Source organism: Massilia sp. H6 (assembly GCF_024802625.1).
GTDB lineage: Bacteria > Pseudomonadota > Gammaproteobacteria > Burkholderiales > Burkholderiaceae_D > Telluria.
The window spans coordinates 511568-529324 of the sequence record NZ_CP103371.1; the positions used below are offsets into that span (position 1 = coordinate 511568).

The 17757-nt window shown below is 64.1% G+C and carries 12 protein-coding genes and 3 tRNA genes; 11 read left to right on the top strand and 4 right to left on the bottom strand.

What is annotated here, in order from left to right:
* Window positions 1-170: 170 nt before the first annotated feature.
* The 3 genes from NRS07_RS02310 (at window position 171) to NRS07_RS02320 (ending at window position 7325) form a co-directional block, all read left to right on the top strand.
* Window positions 171-3725 (top strand): indolepyruvate ferredoxin oxidoreductase family protein, encoded by a 3555-nt coding sequence (locus tag NRS07_RS02310; RefSeq protein WP_259210809.1) that lies wholly within the window; start codon window positions 171-173, stop codon window positions 3723-3725.
* A gap of 155 nt (window positions 3726-3880) precedes the next feature.
* Window positions 3881-5494: a S41 family peptidase gene (locus NRS07_RS02315; RefSeq protein ID WP_259210810.1), complete on the top strand. Its 1614-nt coding sequence runs from the start codon at window positions 3881-3883 to the stop codon at window positions 5492-5494.
* Window positions 5495-5564: 70 nt separating this feature from the next.
* Window positions 5565-7325 (top strand): M14 family metallopeptidase, encoded by a 1761-nt coding sequence (locus NRS07_RS02320; RefSeq protein ID WP_259210813.1) that lies wholly within the window; start codon window positions 5565-5567, stop codon window positions 7323-7325.
* Window positions 7326-7357: 32 nt separating this feature from the next.
* Here the strand turns inward: NRS07_RS02320 and NRS07_RS02325 are convergent, their stop codons facing one another.
* From NRS07_RS02325 to NRS07_RS02340, 4 genes are all read right to left on the bottom strand, one after another.
* Complete coding sequence (locus NRS07_RS02325; RefSeq protein ID WP_259210816.1) at window positions 7358-7864, bottom strand: histidine phosphatase family protein; 507 nt, start codon at window positions 7862-7864, stop codon at window positions 7358-7360.
* 77 nt (window positions 7865-7941) lie between these two features.
* Window positions 7942-8868 carry a tRNA 2-thiocytidine(32) synthetase TtcA gene (ttcA, locus tag NRS07_RS02330; protein ID WP_259210817.1) on the bottom strand — a complete coding sequence of 309 codons (927 nt, stop codon included), beginning with the start codon at window positions 8866-8868 and terminating at the stop codon, window positions 7942-7944.
* Window positions 8865-9263: a dihydroneopterin aldolase gene (locus NRS07_RS02335; protein WP_259213449.1), complete on the bottom strand. Its 399-nt coding sequence runs from the start codon at window positions 9261-9263 to the stop codon at window positions 8865-8867. The genes ttcA and NRS07_RS02335 overlap by 4 nt, the downstream gene beginning before the upstream one ends.
* A gap of 16 nt (window positions 9264-9279) precedes the next feature.
* A complete protein-coding gene (locus tag NRS07_RS02340; protein WP_259210818.1) occupies window positions 9280-10071 on the bottom strand; it encodes an SDR family oxidoreductase in 792 nt (263 codons plus the stop codon).
* Window positions 10072-10188: 117 nt separating this feature from the next.
* Here NRS07_RS02340 and NRS07_RS02345 point away from each other — a divergent pair, with 117 nt between their 5' ends.
* The 8 genes from NRS07_RS02345 to tuf all read left to right on the top strand — a co-directional run bounded on the left by NRS07_RS02345 (window position 10189) and on the right by tuf (window position 17664).
* Window positions 10189-11337 carry a class I SAM-dependent methyltransferase gene (locus NRS07_RS02345; protein ID WP_259210820.1) on the top strand — a complete coding sequence of 383 codons (1149 nt, stop codon included), beginning with the start codon at window positions 10189-10191 and terminating at the stop codon, window positions 11335-11337.
* A 124-nt stretch (window positions 11338-11461) separates the two neighbouring features.
* Window positions 11462-12454: a J domain-containing protein gene (locus NRS07_RS02350; RefSeq protein ID WP_259210822.1), complete on the top strand. Its 993-nt coding sequence runs from the start codon at window positions 11462-11464 to the stop codon at window positions 12452-12454.
* A gap of 159 nt (window positions 12455-12613) precedes the next feature.
* On the top strand, window positions 12614-14284 hold the full coding sequence (locus NRS07_RS02355; RefSeq protein ID WP_259210824.1) for a tetratricopeptide repeat-containing response regulator: 1671 nt from the start codon (window positions 12614-12616) through the stop codon (window positions 14282-14284).
* A 3-nt stretch (window positions 14285-14287) separates the two neighbouring features.
* Window positions 14288-15829: an HDOD domain-containing protein gene (locus NRS07_RS02360; protein WP_259210826.1), complete on the top strand. Its 1542-nt coding sequence runs from the start codon at window positions 14288-14290 to the stop codon at window positions 15827-15829.
* Between the two features lie 256 nt (window positions 15830-16085).
* A tRNA-Tyr gene (locus NRS07_RS02365) sits at window positions 16086-16171 on the top strand.
* 39 nt (window positions 16172-16210) lie between these two features.
* Window positions 16211-16284, top strand: a tRNA-Gly gene (locus NRS07_RS02370).
* Between the two features lie 35 nt (window positions 16285-16319).
* Window positions 16320-16394, top strand: a tRNA-Thr gene (locus NRS07_RS02375).
* A 79-nt stretch (window positions 16395-16473) separates the two neighbouring features.
* Entirely contained in the window at window positions 16474-17664 is a 1191-nt protein-coding gene (gene tuf, locus NRS07_RS02380) for an elongation factor Tu (RefSeq protein WP_171085305.1), read from the top strand.
* Window positions 17665-17757: the final 93 nt, after the last annotated feature.

Sequence of the window (17757 nt, forward strand, 5' to 3'; positions counted from 1 at the left end):
AATCACCTGGCGGGGTGAATTGTTTGGAATTTAATGCCGGAGGGGCAGGACTATACTGTGCGCCATACGGGAGGAGGCTGGCCCAGCCCAGCCGCGTGCGCCAATGATGACCATCAAGAGTCTTCGGCGCGCGTCTTGATAGCCCTGGCGAACAAATACGGAGACACCGCATGAACGCACCCATCGACCGCGCCAATTTTGCGCAGCCGCAGCACGACATCACGCTGGACGACAAATGGACGCTCGAGCGCGGCCGCGCGTTCATGACCGGCACCCAAGCCCTGATCCGACTGCCGATGCTGCAGCGCGAGCGTGACCAGAAAGCCGGCCTGAACACCGCAGGCTATATCACCGGCTACCGCGGCTCGCCGGTCACCGCCGTCGACCAGACCGCGATGAAGGCGAAAAAGCACCTCGAAGCGCACCACGTCAAGTTTCACCCGGGCATGAACGAAGACCTGGCGGCGACCGCCGTCTGGGGCACCCAGCAGACCAACCTGTACCAGGACGCCAACTACGATGGCGTGTTTGCCATGTGGTACGGCAAGGGCCCGGGCGTGGACCGTTGCGGCGACGTCTTCAAGCATGGCAACAATGCCGGCTCGGCCAAGAATGGTGGCGTGCTGGTGCTGGCAGGCGACGACCACGCGGCCAAATCCTCGTCCACCGCGCACCAGTCCGACCACATCCTGACCCACTGCGGCATTCCGGTGCTGTATCCGTCGTCGGTACAGGAATACCTCGACTACGGCCTGCATGCCTGGGCCATGAGCCGCTATACCGGCCTGTGGGTGTCGATGAAATGCGTCACCGATATCATCGAGTCGGGCGCCGTGGTCGACCTCGATCCGGACCGCGTGCAGATTGCGCTGCCGACCGATTTCCAGGTGCCTGAAGGCGGCCTGAACATCCGTTGGCCAGACGCCGTGCTGGACCAAGAAGTGCGCATGAGCAACTTCAAATGGTATGCGGCGCTGGCCTATGCCCGTGCGAACAAGCTCAACAAGATCATCTGGGACAGCCCGACGCCAAAAATCGGCATCATCACCGCCGGCAAGAGCTATGTCGACACGCGCCAGGCGCTGGCCGATCTGGGCATCGACGAGCAGGCAGCGCGCGACATTGGCCTGCGCCTGTACAAGGTCGGCATGACCTGGCCGCTTGAATCCGAAGGCGTGCACGAATTCGCGCGCGGGCTCGACGAGATCCTGGTGGTCGAAGAAAAGCGCCAGGTGATGGAATATGCGCTGAAAGAAGCGCTCTACAACCTGCCCGATGCGCAGCGTCCGCGCGTGGTTGGCAAATTCGACGACACCGGCGAGTGGAGCAACAAGGACCGCATGGGCCACGGCGACTGGCTGCTGCCGGCCACCTACGAGCTGAACCCGGCGCAGATTGCCCGCGCCATCGCTTCGCGCATTTCGCATTACTGCGCCGGCCATCCGGTCGAGCAGCGCGTGAAAGAGCGCATCGCCTTCCTGGAAGCCAAGGAACTGGTGCTGCGTAATATCCCGGCCAAGGCCAACCCGGAAACCGACCGCATTCCGTATTTCTGCTCGGGTTGCCCGCACAACAGCTCGACCAAGGTACCGGAAGGCTCGCGCGCCATGGCCGGCATCGGCTGCCACTACATGGTGCTATGGATGGACCGCGAAACGTCCACCTTCACCCACATGGGCGCCGAAGGCACGACCTGGATCGGCCAGTCGCCGTTTACCAGTGAAAAGCACGTGTTCGTGAACCTTGGCGACGGCACCTATTTCCACTCGGGCATCCTGGCCATTCGCGCGGCCGTGGCCGCGAAGGTGAACATCACCTACAAGATCCTGTACAACGACGCGGTCGCCATGACCGGCGGCCAGAACGTCGACGGCCCGCTCGATCCGGGCATGATCACGCGCCAGATCGCGGCCGAAGGCGTGGGTCCGATCATCGTCGTCACCGACGAGCCAGAAAAATACCCGAGCGATTACGCCTGGGCCGCCGGCGTGACCGTGCGCCACCGTTCGGAACTGATGGACGTGCAGCGCGAACTGCGCGAGCTGCCGGGCGTGACGGCCGTCATCTATGACCAGACCTGTGCGTCGGAAAAGCGCCGCCGCCGGAAAAAAGGCGAATTCCCCGACCCGGCCAAGCGCGCCGTGATCAACGAAGCGGTTTGCGAAGGCTGCGGCGACTGCTCGGTGCAGTCCAACTGCCTGTCGGTCGAGCCGCTGGAAACGGAGCTGGGCCGCAAGCGCCAGATCAACCAGAGTTCGTGCAACAAGGACTTCTCGTGCGTGTCGGGCTTCTGCCCAAGCTTCGTTACCGTCGAAGGCGGCGGCCTGAAGAAGCCGAAGAAAGCTGCGGCTTCGGAGGCCGCGCCTCCGAGCCTGCCGGAGCCGGTCGTGCCATCGATCGGCGCGCCGTTCGGCATCCTGGTGGCCGGCGTCGGCGGCACCGGCGTGGTCACCGTCGGCCAGATCCTGGCAGTGGCGGCCCACGTCGAAGGCAAGGGCGCGATCGTGCTTGACCAGAGTGGCCTGGCCCAGAAGGGCGGCCCGGTGATGTCGCACGTGCGCCTGGCGCAGCAGCAGTCCGACCTGCACTCGACCCGCGTTGGCACCGGCAGCGCCGACCTGGTGATCGGCTGCGACCAGATCGTGGCCGCCAGCCGCGATGCCCTGAGCCGCATGGGAGAAGGCCGCACCTGGGCCGCCGTCAATGCCACCAGTTCGACCACCGCAGCGTTTGTTAAAAACCCGGACTGGCAGTTCCCGGGCGAAGGCTCGAAGGGCGCCATCTTGCAGGCTTGCGGCGCCCAGAACGTGGAATTCATCGACGCCGGACGCATTGCTACCGCGCTGATGGGCGATTCGATCGCAACCAATATGTTCATGCTGGGCTATGCCTTCCAGAAGGGCCATGTGCCGCTGCTGGAAGCGTCGCTGATGAAGGCGATCGAACTCAATGGCGTGTCGGTGCCGTTCAACAAGGCCGCCTTCCACTGGGGCCGCACCGCCGCGCACGACCTGGCCTCGGTCAACAAGCTCACGACCCCGGCCCAGGTGATCGAGTTCAAGCGTACCGAGAGCCTGGACGACATCGTCAACCGCCGCGTCGAGCTGCTCACCGCCTACCAGAACGCCGCCTATGCGGCGCAGTACAAGGCCTTCGTCGACCAGGTACGCGCCCAGGAAGCCAAGTTCGGCAAGGGCAGCCGACTGGCCGAAGCCGTGGCACGCTATTTCTACAAGCTGATGGCCTACAAGGACGAGTACGAAGTCGCCCGCCTGCATACCGACCCGAGCTTCAAGGCAAAGATCGCCAACATGTTCGAAGGCGACATCACCATCAAGTACCACCTGGCGCCGCCGCTGCTGGCCAAGCACGACAAGCAAGGCCGTCCGGTCAAGCAGGAATTCGGTTCGTGGATGATGGGTGCGTTCGGCGTGCTGGCCAAGCTCAAGGGCCTGCGTGGTACCCCGTTCGATGTGTTCGGCTACACGGACGAGCGTCGTACCGAGCGTGCGCTGATCGGTCAATACCGCCAGACCGTCGAGGCATTGCTGGCCAAGCTCACGCCGGAGAACCTGGCGCAGGCGGTGGCGATCGCCAGCATTCCAGAAGACATCCGCGGCTACGGCCACGTAAAGGCACGCCACTTGGCGGCGGCCAAGCAGAAAGAGGCGGCGCTGCTGGCCGCCTTCGACGCTCCGCAAGGCGCCGCGTCACGGGCTGCATGACCTAGCCCGAGCGGTTCGATATCAGCCTGATATTGCCGGTTTTTTCTCCGGTGGTATCAGGCTGATATCCGTTCTGGCATGGCGTGTTGTTAGCCAGCCCCGGCTGTTACAGAACGTTGCACTCCGGCTCAACGGGCGCGTCTATAATCGGTTGCATGACATCGCCATCCGCCCCAGGTCGCGCGACGACCGCCCTCCGCCTGACAGCCTCCCTGTTTGCTACCGGCGTCGTCCTGCTTGGTTGCGGCGGCGGCGGTGGCGGTAGTTCGCCCGTCAGCGGCACCCGCCCCGACCAGTCAATGCAGCAGCCGCCGGCCAATCCCACCGTTCCCACCGACCCTATTGCGGCGCCAGGCGCGCCGACGGCGGCCGACCTCGACGCCGGCACGCTGGGCGAGCCGTTCCAGTACTGGAACCTGTGCGCGGCGCCGCGCACCGGCCGCGATTTCCAGGGCCAGGCTTTCCCGGACAAGCAGGGCACGCTGCTCGACGAGATGAAGTTCCTGCGCGCGTGGTCGCACCGCTACTACCTCTGGTACGACGAGATTCCAAACACCTACAAGATGGCCGACTTCGCCACTGCGGTCGACTACTTCAAGGTGCTCAAGACCCCCGCCCTGACCGCCTCGGGCCGGGCCAAGGATCGGTATCACTTCACCTATTCGACCGAAGAGTGGGAGAAGATGACGACTGCCGGCCTCGATCTGGGCTATGGCGTCACGTTCAAGCGCAACACCGGGGCCAATATTCCACGTACCTGGCTGGTCACGCTGGTCGAACCCGGATCGCCGGCCGCCAATGCCGGCGTGCAGCGCGGCGACATGCTGCTCAGAATCGACGGGATCGATTTCGTCAGCACCGCCGATGCCGATTCGGTCAAGCGTATCAACGCCGCCCTGTTCCCGGAAGCGGTCGGTACGCCACACCAGTTCAGCTTCCAGCGCGCCGGTGCGGTGTTCGACGTGACCATGACCGCCCTCGAGGTGAGCGTCCAGCCGGTCAAGCACGCCAAGGTGCTCGAGACCCCGACCGGCAAGGTCGGCTACCTGAGCTTTGAAACCTTCAACGCGGTATCGGAACGCCAGCTGGTGGACACCTTCACCACCTTCAGCCAGGCGGGGGTGAACGACCTGGTGCTCGACCTGCGCTATAACGGCGGCGGCCTGCTCTACGTTGCCAGCGAGCTGTCGTACATGATCGCCGGACCGGATGCCACCCGCGGCAAGGTCTTCGAGCGCCCACAGTACAACGACAAGACTGCTCCCCAGCCGGCGATCGATTTCCTGTCGACCGCTTACGGCTTCAAGTCGCCCAACCCGGTGCGTGCCGGCACGCCGCTGCCCAGCCTGAACCTCAAGCGCGTCACCGTCCTGACTACCTCGGGTAGCTGCTCGGCGAGCGAAGCGGTGATCAACGGCCTGCGCGGCGCCGACATCGAAGTCAACGTGATCGGCGGCCAGACCTGCGGCAAGCCCTACGGCTTCACGCCGGTGCCGAACTGCGGCACCACCTATTTCTCGATCGAATTCAAGGGCGTGAATAACAAGGGCTTTGGCGACTTCCCGGACGGCCTGGCGCCCACCTGCCAGGTAGAAGACGATTTGTCGCGCCCGATCGGCGACCCGGCCGAAGGGCTGCTGGCCGCGGCGCTGGCTTACCGCCAGAGCGGCACCTGCCCGACCTCCAGCGCCCGTGCCCGCAATGTGCCGATGGAGATCGTGCGTCCGGCGGTGCAGGAAATCTCGATCTATTCCAGGCCGCGCCAGTAACCGTAAGAAGGCAATAAACGGGTCTATAATCTTCGGCTTTGTCACCTGAACAATTGCTGGAGCTTTTACAATGATCCGTTCTGCCTTACTGCTGGCCCTGCTGGCTGCCGCTCCATTGGCCCAGTCCGCTCCCGACCTGAGCACCATCGCGGAACGCTCGGGCTTCCAGGCCACCAGCCGCTACGACGAAGTCGTCGCCTTGTGCGGCGCTTTCCAGAAGGCCTATCCGAAGCAGGTCAGGTGCATGCAATTCGGCCGCACTCCGGAAGGCCGGCCGATGCTGGCGCTGGTCGCCTCCAACAGCGGCGCCTTGAGCGCGCAGCGCGCCAAGCAGCAGGGCTTGCCGGTCACGCTGATCCAGGGCGGCATCCACGCCGGCGAGATCGACGGCAAGGACGCCGGTTTCCTGGCGCTGCGCGGCGTCCTCGAGAACAAGCTCGCCAGGGGCGCCCTGGACCGGCAAGTGCTGGTGTTCGTTCCGGTATTTAACGTCGATGGCCATGAGCGCTTCGGCAAATGGAACCGCCCGAACCAGCGCGGCCCGGTCGAAATGGGCTGGCGCACCACGGCGCAGAACTTCAACCTCAACCGCGACTACGTCAAGGCCGATGCGCCCGAGATGCAGGCGATGCTGGACCTGGTCAATGCCTGGGATCCGCTGACCTATGTCGACCTGCACGTAACCGACGGCGCCAAGTTCCAGCACGACGTCTCGATCCAGGTCGAGCCGGTGTATTCGGGCGACCCCGCATTGCGCGCCGCCGGCCTGGCGCTGCGCACCAATGTCATTGCCGACCTGGCGAAACTGGGATCGACGCCCCAGTCCTTCTATATGTCGTTTGCCAAGACCGACGACCCGCAATCGGGCTTCATCGACGGCGCCTCGGACCCGCGCTTTTCGACCGGTTATTTCCCGCTGCGTAACCGCATGGCGATGCTGGTCGAGACCCATGCGTGGAAGGATTACCCGACCCGCGTGCGCGTGACCCATAACAGCGTGATCTCGGTGCTGGAGCAGGTGGCCAGGCACGGCAAGCAATGGCAACAAGTCGCGCTGGCTGCGGATGCGCGCGCAGTGAAACTGGCCGGCTCGCCGGTAACGCTGACCTACCGTACCACCGACAAGACCCGGATGATCGACTTCCAGGGCTATGCCTACACCCGTGCGCCGTCCGAGGTGTCCGGCATTTCGATGACCCGCTACGACGAAACCAGGCCGCAGCTCTGGCGCGTGCCGCTGCGCGAAGAAGTCGTGCCCGACCTTCAGGTAAACGCCCCGCGCGCCGGCTACATCGTGCCGGCTGCCCATGCCGACATGGTCGCGGCCAAGCTGGCGCTGCACGGCATCGCCTTCCGCAAGCTCGACAAGGCGCTGGCACAGGCGCCAGTCGAGACCTTCCGCGCCGACAAGGCGAGCTTCGGCGCCACGTCGTTCGAATCGCATCAGCGCCTGACGCTCGACGGCGGCTGGAAAGCGGACGCGCGCGCCGTCACGCGCGGTTCGCTGTATGTCCCGGTGGCGCAGCCCAAGGCGCGCCTGGTGGTGGCGATGCTCGAGCCGCAGGCGCCCGACTCGCTGCTGGCCTGGGGCTTGTTCAACAACGCCTACGAGCGCAAGGAATACATGGAAGAGTACGTGGCGGAAGATGTCGCGCGCGAGCAGATGGCCGCCGACCCGGCACTGGCGGCGCAATTCAGGCAGCGCATCGAGACCGATCCGGCATTTGCCAGGAATCCGCACGCACGGCTGGAATTTTTCGCCAGGCGCCACGCATCGTGGGATGAGCGATTCAATTTGTATCCGGTGATGCGGACCGATGTGGCGCCCTGACGCAGGCAGGCCGACGCACCATCAGGGCTAGATCACGGTGACGGCGTCGTAAACAAGACCGTGTTGACCGCACCGCCCACCGTCGGCGTGAGCTGATACAGGCGATCGTACTCGTTGTCCCCGATATCGGCCCCCGGCGCGCCGCCGAACAGGCGCACCAGTTCCGGCAGCGTATTGGAATGCCCCACCACCAGCACCGCGCCGCGCATGGCCTTGACCTTTTCTACCAGGGCCTTGGGCTGCTTCGGATCGTAGAGCTGCACCGCCAGCCCGGTTTTCTGCGCCAGCGGCTCGGCGCTCTGGCGCGTGCGCTGGGTTGCCGTGCTGAAGATGCCGGTAATGCCGGTGCGGTGCAGCAGCGTGGCGATGTGCTGCACGCGTGCCCGGCCTTGCGGGCTCAGGTCAGGATCGCCATGCTCGCTCATCTTTTCGCCATGGCGCACCAGGTAGATGGCGCTGGGCTCGGCCATCGCGGCCACTGGGGCGAGCAGGGCCAAGCCCAGTGACAGGTGGCGCAACAGGCGCGAAGGCAGTCTCATTGGATTCCTCTAGAAAGTGACCGGGACGAAAACAAGCCGGGGGCATGCCTTTTTACTACCGCTTCGCGCCTGCGCGCTTACAACCGGGTCAGCGAAATCGTGTTCGCCACCGGCGTCGAACACGGCTCTTCGTCGAAGGCGATATCGCCCAGCGGATTGGGCAGGCCATCGGTCTTCAAATCGACGAAGCCGAACAGGTCGCGGTCTTGCAGGTGCGAAGGCACCACGGTCGACAGCGACGAGAAGATGTTGTCCACGCGTCCCGGGTGGGTCTTTTCCCAGCCGCGCAGCATCGCCTTGATTTGCTTGCGCTGCAGGTTTTCCTGCGAGCCGCACAGGTCGCATGGAATGATCGGGAAACCCTTCACTTCGGCATAGCGCTCGGTATCGGCTTCTTTCACGTAGGCCAGCGGGCGGATCACCATGTGCTTGCCGTCGTCCGAGACCAGCTTGGCCGGCATGCCTTTCAGCTTTCCGCCGAAGAACATGTTCAAGAAGAAGGTTTCGAGGATGTCGTCGCGATGGTGGCCGAGGGCGATCTTGTTGCAACCGAGCTCGTCGGCCACACGGTACAGGATGCCGCGCCGTAGCCTGGAGCACAGCGAGCAGGTGGTCTTGCCTTCCGGGATCAGGCGCTTGACGATGCTGTAGGTATCCTGGTTTTCGATGTGGTAGTCCACGCCCAGCTTGTCGAGGTAGGCCGGCAGGATATCGGCCGGGAAATTCGGCTGCTTCTGGTCGAGGTTGACCGCGACGATATCGAAATGGATCGGCGCACGCTCGCGCAGGGTCAGCAAAATGTCGAGCAGCGCGTAGCTGTCCTTGCCGCCCGACAGGCAAACCATCACCTTGTCGCCGTCTTCGATCATGTTGAAGTCGCCGATCGCCTGGCCCACCAGGCGGCACAGGCGCTTGTGCAGCTTGTTGTTCTCGTGCGCAATTTTCTCCATCGTCTTTGCGCTGGCGACGCCGGCGCCCATCTGGTCGAGGTCTGCTTCGCTCATGCTGCTTCCTTTACCTGGAACACTTCGCAGCCCACGCCTTCGCAGTCTGGATACACGTCCGGTTTCATCGTCGAGACGCGCGCACCGCGCACGCGCGGATGGGTCAGCATGGCCTTGACCACGTCGTCGCACAGGGTTTCCTGCAGGTGGATATGCCCCTTCGCGATGCGTTTCGCAATCGTGTCGCGCATGAAATCGTAGTCGACTACTTCCGACAGCAAGTCGGCCTTGGGGGTCGACTGGTCGAGCGGAATGTACAGGTCAATATTGATCAAGACGCGCTGTTCCGCCTTCTTTTCGAAGTCATGCACGCCAATGTTGATCATCACTTCGTAATTGCGCAAAAATAGCCGGCGGCAATCGCGCAAGCTCGGGTGGGTCAGGGCGGACAGCATCATAAAGCCTTTGTTATCAATGATTGTTTGGTTCGGTCAGGAACATCACGTCGCGCTGCGACGCTACCAGATGTTGGCCGCCGTCGACCAGCAAGGTGGTGCCGGTCAGGGCGCGCGCGCCGGCGGCATACACGACGGCCTCAGCAATGTCCTGCGGGGTCGAGGACCGCCCCAGCGGGGTCTGCCGGTGCGCCTGCGCAAAGCCCGTTTCGGTCTGGTCGCCCGACACCATCGTGATGCCGGGCGCCACGCCGACCACGCGCACCGATGGGGCCAGCGCCTGCGCCAGCATCGTGGTGGCCGCCTGCAGTGCCGCTTTCGACAGCGTGTAAGACAGAAAATCCGGGTTGAGATTGTACAGTTTCTGGTCCAGCAGGTTGACGACAACCGCCTGGCTGCCGGCGGGGGTTGCCGCGTGCAGGGCCTGCGCCAGCAGCAGCGGCGCAGCGACATTCGCGCTCATGTGCGTGGCCAGCAAGGCTGGCGAAAAGCCGGTGGCACTGTCGTATTCAAACAACGAAGCGTTGTTGACCACGCAAGTGATTGCGCCCAGTTCCGTGGCCACCTGCCCTGGCAGGGCGCGCACCGCCGCTTCATCGAGCAGGTCGCACTGGAACAGCGCGGCGCGCCGGCCCAGGGCGCGGATCGCCTCCATGGTCTCGCCGGCGTCGGCTTTTGAGTGACGGTAATGAACGGCCACGTCCCAGCCGGCCGCGGCCAGGCCGAGCGCGATCGCGCGGCCCAGTCGGCGACCGGCGCCGGTCACGAGCGCGACCTTGGGCGAAGAAGTGGGAACAGACTGCATCATCGTCACACCTGTACAGGGCTTACATGGTTGGTAGGGGCGTGGTGGCTGAAAATGGTGGCTAATTATCAGGGATAATCAAACAGGGAAAATCAAGCAACAATTAGCTACAATGCGCGCATGTCCCTGCCCGCACCCGCCCCCGACGCACTCGCAGCGTCCCAGTCCCTGCAACAACGCATCGCCGACGAGATCGAACAACTCGGGGGGGCGATGGCGTTTTCACGGTTCATGGAACTGGCGCTGTATGCGCCCGAACTCGGCTACTACAGCGGCGGCGCCTCCAAGCTCGGCGCGAGCGGCGACTTCACGACCGCGCCCGAGATCTCGCCCCTGTTCGGCGCGGCACTGGCGCGCGCGGCAGCCGCTATTATCGCCCAAAGCGCGCCCGACATCATCGAATTTGGCGCCGGCACCGGCAAGCTGGCGCGCGACGTCCTTGGCGCGCTCGAACGCATGGGGGTGGCGGTCAATTCGTACACCATCATCGAACTTTCCGGCGAATTACGCGCACGCCAGCAAGAAGCCCTGAAAGACTTGCCGCAGGTGCGCTGGATCGACGGGTTCCCGGACAGCTTCAGCGGCGTGGTGCTGGCCAACGAAGTGCTCGACGCCATGCCGGTTGAGCTGGTGATTCGCAAGGATGGCGCCTGGCAGCGCCAGATGGTGACGGTGGAGCAGGGCGAATTCGCGTTCGTGCAGCAGCCGCTGCCCGGGCCGCTGGCGCAGCAGCTGGTGCGCCAGATCCCCGGCGCCGAGCAGCTGCCTGAAGGCTATCTCACCGAAATCCATCCGGTGGCCGAAGGCTTCATGGCCTCGCTGGCTGGCATGATGAAGCACGGCCGCGGCGCCGCCATCCTGATTGACTACGGCTTCCCGGCGCGCGAGTACTACGTCGACCAGCGCACGGGCGGCACCCTGATGTGCCATTACCGCCACCATGCCCATCCGGCGCCGTTCTACCTGCCCGGCCTGCAGGACATCACCGCCCACGTCGACTTTACGGCAATGGCGCTGGCGGCCCAGGATGCCGGGCTGGCGGTGCTGGCCTACATGAACCAGGCCTCGTTCCTGCTCGCCTGCGGCATCGGCGAGCTGCTGCTCGAGACCGATCCAGAAGATGCGCTGCGCTACCTGCCGCAAGCCAGGGCAGTGCAGAAACTGGTGTCGCCCGCCGAGATGGGCGAGCTGTTCAAGGTGCTGGTGGTGGGGCAGGGCGTGGAGTTGCCGGAGCCGGTCGTGCGGGCCGATCGCACCCACCGTCTTTAGAATTTTCGAAATCTTGCGCTCTGGACACAAATCCGGCTAAGCTGTACCTCCCTGCGCCGGGGCCGGCAAACCGACAGGCTCCACCCCCTAGATCGACCGCATAACAGCAGGCAACCGAGACACCATGGCCAAGATCCACACCCACTACGATAACCTGAAGGTCGCGCGCGGCGCGCCGGGCGAAGTCGTGCGTGCGGCGTACAAGGCCCTTAGCCAGAAATACCATCCCGACAAAAATCCAGGCGACGAAAAGGCCGCCCGCATCATGGCGATCGTCAATACCGCCTACAACACCCTGTCCGACCCGGTGCGCCGCAAGGAACACGACGAATGGATTGCGTCCGAAGAATGGGAAGTCGAATGGCTGGAAAGCACCGGCACCGAGGAGGGGAGCGGCCGGACCCGTCCGGACAGCTGGGAGCCTGGGTTGCCGCCAGCGCGTGCGCGCGTGCGCCTGCTGCGCGATCCGCGCTGGTGGCTGGGTTTGAGCACCTGTTTCGTGGCCGGCGCCGCTGCGACCTGGCTGCTGATGGACACCCCGCGCGCGCAGTTGCCGGCGGCATTGGCCTGGGCCGGCAAGGCCGAGCCAGTGGTGATCGAGCGCCGCGTGCGTCCCGAAAGCCCCAGCCGTGCCGACCGTCCCGACGAGCTCGGCGTGGATGCCAGCAGCGGAAACTGGGCGCGCAGCCCAAGCGGCGAGGGCAAGGCGCCCGCGCCCGAGATCAAGGTGCTGGCCGTGACCGAGCTGGTGGTACCGGCCCGTGCCCCCGATTGCAGCACCGACCTGCACACCATGACTGCCCCCAGCGGCGATCCCTGGCCGGCCGAGTCCGGCTACCTGCCGGGCTACCCTTACGGTAACGGCGGCAGCGAGATGCAGGTGGTGGTCGACAACAGCGCGAATGCCTCGCCGATCTTCGTCAAGCTGTACGACCTCGAGCGCCGCGCGAACGTGCGCCATGCCTTCGTGCAGCCGCGCGCGAGCTTTGCGATCGACAAGCTCACGGCCGGCAAGTACGAGGTGCGTTACCAGAACATCATCATTGGCGGCGCCGCATCCGACTGCGCCGACGGCAGCCGCACGCCGCTGCGCCAGGCGGCCGCTTTCGCGCCCTGAGCGGGAGCTGTCTCTTTTTCCACGCATCCGGCACCGGCTTTGACCGGTGTCTTTACCCAATTTAGCTACTTAGTTCCTCTGCCGTAATATACTGACCCGTGCAGCAAGCTTATGCACCGGCTGCGTCACGTCCCACGCAGGCCAACGGAAAAACCTGGAATGAACGAACTGGAAGGCCTCGCGGCCCTGATCATCGAGCCTCACTCGGGCATGCGTGCCAATGTGCACAGCATGCTCAACATGTGCGGCGTGACGAAAATCGAGCATGCCAGCTCGTCGAACCAGGCCGTGAAGCACATGACGCTGCGCAGCTTCGACCTGATCCTGTGCGAGTACGACCTCGAAGGCGGCCAAGACGGCCAGCAATTGCTCGAGGATATGCGCCACCACAAGCTGATTCCCCTCAGCACCATATTTTTCATGGTCACCGCAGAAGGCAACCACAGCAAGGTTGTCAGCGCCGCCGAGCTGGCGCCGACCGACTATGTGCTCAAGCCCTTTACCGCCGACCGCCTGCTCGAGCGCATCGCCCGCGCGCTCGACAAGCGCACCGCCTTCATGCCGGTGTACACGCTGATGGACGCGGGCGACCAGCGCGAGGCGGTCGCCGCCTGCATCGACGGCGCCGGACGCTACCCGCGCTACGCGGTCGACTTCCTGCGCCTGCGCGCCGAGCTGCACATGTTCCTGGGCGAGCCGGAGCAGGCCGAGCCGATCTACCGCCAGCTGATCGAGGCCAAGGCAATTGCCTGGGCTCGGCTGGGGCTGGCCAAGACCCTGTTCCTGCGCAAGCAGTTCGACGAGGCCAAGGGCTTGCTCGAAGAACTGGTCGACAGCAACCGCAATTTTGTCGATGCCTACGACTGGCTGGCCCGCACCCATGGCGCCATTGGCGACCTGTCCAAGGCGCAGGCAGTTCTTACCGAAGCGGTGGCGGTGTCGCCGCATGCCGTGCGGCGCCTGCGCACGCTGGGCGAGACGGCATCCGAGGCTGGCGACCTCAACGCCGCCGAGAAGGCGTTCAAGCAGGTGGTGGGCAAGGCAAAATATTCCGAATTCCGTGACCCGGAAGACCATGTGCGGCTGGTACGCACGCTGGTGAAGAAGGGCGACCCGGTGGCCGCCGCCGCCATGATCCGCGACCTCGACCGTTCGATGGGCGGCCGCGCCAATACCCCGCTGTGCAGCGCGATTTCGTCGGCGATGCTGCATGAGTTCACCGGCAACGAAGCGCGCCTCAAGGAATCGCTGAGCACCGCCCTGGGTGCCTGCCAGGATGCGCCGACGCTCTCGAGCGACATCAAACTGGAGCTGGCGCGCACCTGCCTGGAAAACAACATGGAAGAGGGCGGCGCCGAATTGGTACGCGAAGTCATGCGCAACGCCCCGAACGATGCCGGCATGACGCGCGCGATGGGCGTGCTCGAGGGCGCCGGCTTTCCGGACCTGGCGCGCACGCTGGCGCAGGAAAGCCGCCAGCACGTGGTCGACCTGGTGGCCGACGGCGCCGCGCGCGCCCGCAACGGCGACTACCGGGGCGCGGTCACCCTGATGCTGGAAGCGACGAGCAAGCTGCCAAACAATCCTTCTGTGGCCTTCAACGCCGCCCTGGCGGCGCTGCGCTGCATCGAGCATGACGGCTGGGAAGACAAGCTCGGCCAACAGGTTAGCGGCCTGATCGGCAACGTGCGCAAGCTCGATCCGGGCAACCCGAAGCTGGGCGCGCTGGCGGCGCTGCATCACCAGCTGCTGAAGAAATACGAGCGCTCCGCCCAGGGCCGGCCCGTGAGTGCGCCAGCCAAGACCGCTTCGGCAGTGAAGGCGGGTTAAACGATGCACGAGCCCGTCTCGCCGCCGGAAGGCGCGACCCGCCGCGTGCGCGCCGCCCTGATGCACAAGGTCTGCGGCGACGAAGAAATGTTCGCGCTCGGCGCCTCGGTCGCGCGCGTGGTCGAGATGGCGTCGAGCGACGACCAGGGCACCCACGACCTGGCCTATTACGTGGTGTCCGACCCGGCGCTGACCCAGCGCATCCTGCGCCTGTCCAATACCATCCAGTACCGCACCGTCTCCGGCACCGCGGTGACGACGATCTCGCGCGCGATCGCGCTACTTGGCTTCGACAACGTCAAGACCACTGCGCTGGCGATGCTGCTGGTCGATACCCTCGACAGTTCCGAGCACGCCGGCAGTGTGCGCCAGGAGCTGGAAGCGGCGCTGTGCGCCAGCCTGGTGGGGCGTGAAATGGCGCGCCACAGCTTCTACCAGGGCGCCGAAGAAGCGGCGATCTGCGCCCTGTTCAAGAATATTGGACCGCTGCTGGTGGCCAGCCACGAGCACGACCGCTATCGCGAGATCGCCGCGCTGATCCAGGGCGGCAAGCATACGGTCGGGCAAGCCTCGCAGATGATCCTCGGCGCCAGCTACGACATGCTGTCGCAAGCGGTGCTGGCCGAATGGAAGATTCCGGATGTCATCGTGCGTGCCCAGGCGGCCTTGCCACCCACGCCGCTGCGGGTGGCGGCCAACCGTGGCGAATGGATGCGCCAGGTCGCCTCGTTCGGCCTCGACGCGGCGCGCCTGCTGTCCAGGACCCATGAGCCAGCCGGTTGCGCGGAAGCGGCCGCGCTGCTGGGCCGCTATGGGGTCGCGCTCGACCTGGACCGGCCGCGCATGGAAGCCTTGCTGGCGGCCGTCCAGCAAGGCATGCACTGCCTGATGGAGAGCATGAACCTGGCGCCTTCGTCCAGGGCCGAACCGCAGCTGGCCGAGGGTGGCTTGCCCAATGTGCTGCTGCTGGCCACCCTCGATGCGGGCGAGCCCGAACAGGCTGGGTTCCATCCGAGTGGCAAGCCGAAGAATGCGCGCGACCTGCTGCTGGCCGGGGTGCAAGACGTGACCCAGCTACGCGCCTCAGGCGAAGGCAAGGTCAACGACGTGGTGCTGGCAGTACTTGAAACGCTGTATGGCGCGCTGGGCTTTCGCTTTGCCACCGTGTGCCTGAAAGACGCCCGCACGGCGCAGTATCGCGCCCGGGTGTCGCTCGGAGAAGACAGCGCGCAGCTACAGGCCGGTTTCGTGTTTGCCGCTGCCGCAAGCCGCGACCTGTTCCACCTGGCGATCGAGAACGATGCCGACTTGATGATCTCGGATGCCGCCAGCCCCAAGATCCGCGACCTGCTGCCCGAATGGCACCGCAAGCTGCTGCCCGACGCCAGGAGCTTTATCGTGCTGCCGCTGGTATTGGGAAAGGTCCAGATCGGCATGTTCTACGCCGACCGTACCGTCGAGGCGCCAGAAGGCGTGCCGCCGGACGAGACCGCGCTGATCAAGGCACTGAAGGCACAGGTACTGGCGGCGCTGGGGCAGGGGTAAGCCTGCTCCAGCGGCCGTGCCGCCGTGGCTGATCGCGGGCACATAGCGCCTTTTTTCCTGGTTCGTACCCGTCGCTACACCTGAAACCGACCATTTCTTCGGCTTTCCCGCATTTCCCTCCAAAACACCCTTGTGGTTTTCTAGTTCGACCGTTACAATCACGCCCCGAAGCAACGCTGCTATGCGATGTAGACAAGGTCTACGGAAACATAGTTGACACTACGTTGAGCTTGCTTCATACTCTGCGGTTCTTCGCGGTGGGGTGGCCGAGTGGTTAAAGGCAGCAGACTGTAAATCTGCCCTCTTATGAGTACGCTGGTTCGAATCCAGCCCCCACCACCAAAAAGAAGAGCCGTGAAGGCGAATTGGAAGTTGTAACTCGCGGGTGTAGCTCAATGGTAGAGCAGAAGCCTTCCAAGCTTACGACGAGGGTTCGATTCCCTTCACCCGCTCCAGTGTTCGCGGTGCAAGTAGAAAGCCGCAAAAACAAGCCCTTTTAGCTCAGTGGTAGAGCACTCCCTTGGTAAGGGAGAGGCCACGTGTTCAATCCACGTAAAGGGCACCAGAATTCAAAAAAACGGCAGTGCGCTGTACTGCCCGTCAGGTGTGCCTGGTAATTCTCAAAATATCGTTAGGAGTCTCAAATGGCAAAAGGTAAATTCGAACGGACCAAGCCGCACGTCAACGTCGGCACCATTGGTCACGTTGATCACGGCAAAACCACCCTGACGGCAGCAATCGCAACCGTCCTGTCGAAGAAATTCGGCGGCGAAGCAAAAGCATACGACCAGATCGATGCAGCGCCGGAAGAAAAAGCACGCGGCATCACCATCAACACCGCACACGTCGAGTACGAGACCGAGAACCGTCACTACGCACACGTTGACTGCCCAGGCCACGCCGACTACATCAAGAACATGATTACCGGTGCCGCGCAGATGGACGGCGCGATCCTGGTGTGCTCGGCCGCTGACGGCCCAATGCCACAGACCCGCGAGCACATCCTGCTGGCGCGTCAGGTTGGTGTTCCATACATCATCGTGTTCCTGAACAAGTGCGACCTGGTCGACGACGCAGAACTGCTGGAACTGGTCGAAATGGAAGTGCGTGAGCTTCTGTCGAAGTACGAGTTCCCAGGCGACGACCTGCCAATCATCAAGGGTTCGGCACGTATGGCCCTCGAAGGCAAGCCGGGCGAAATGGGCGAAGACTGCATCATCGCTCTGGCCCATGCACTCGACACCTACATCCCAACGCCAGAGCGCGCTGTTGACGGCGCCTTCCTGATGCCAGTCGAAGACGTGTTCTCGATCTCGGGTCGCGGTACCGTTGTTACCGGTCGCGTCGAGCGCGGTATCATCAAGGTCGGCGAAGAAATCGAAATCGTCGGTATCGTCGACACCGTCAAGACCATCTGCACCGGCGTGGAAATGTTCCGCAAGCTGCTGGACCAGGGTCAAGCTGGCGACAACGTCGGCCTGCTGCTGCGCGGCACCAAGCGTGAAGATGTCCAGCGTGGTCAGGTCCTGGCCAAGCCAGGTTCGATCAAGCCGCACAACCACTTCACCGGCGAGATCTACGTTCTGTCGAAAGATGAAGGCGGCCGTCACACCCCGTTCTTCAACAACTACCGTCCGCAGTTCTATTTCCGTACCACCGACGTGACCGGCTCGATCGAGCTGCCAGCGGACAAGGAAATGGTCATGCCAGGCGATAACGTGTCGATCACCGTCAAGCTGATCAACCCGATCGCGATGGAAGAAGGTCTGCGCTTCGCTATCCGCGAAGGCGGCCGTACCGTCGGCGCCGGCGTGGTTGCCAAGATCCTGGCTTAATTAGCCAAGGCAAGAGGGAGGCGGGAAGCCGTCTCCCTCGAACAGCATTGTCAGGTTGCGCGCGCATACTGTATAATGCTGGATTCAGCGAGA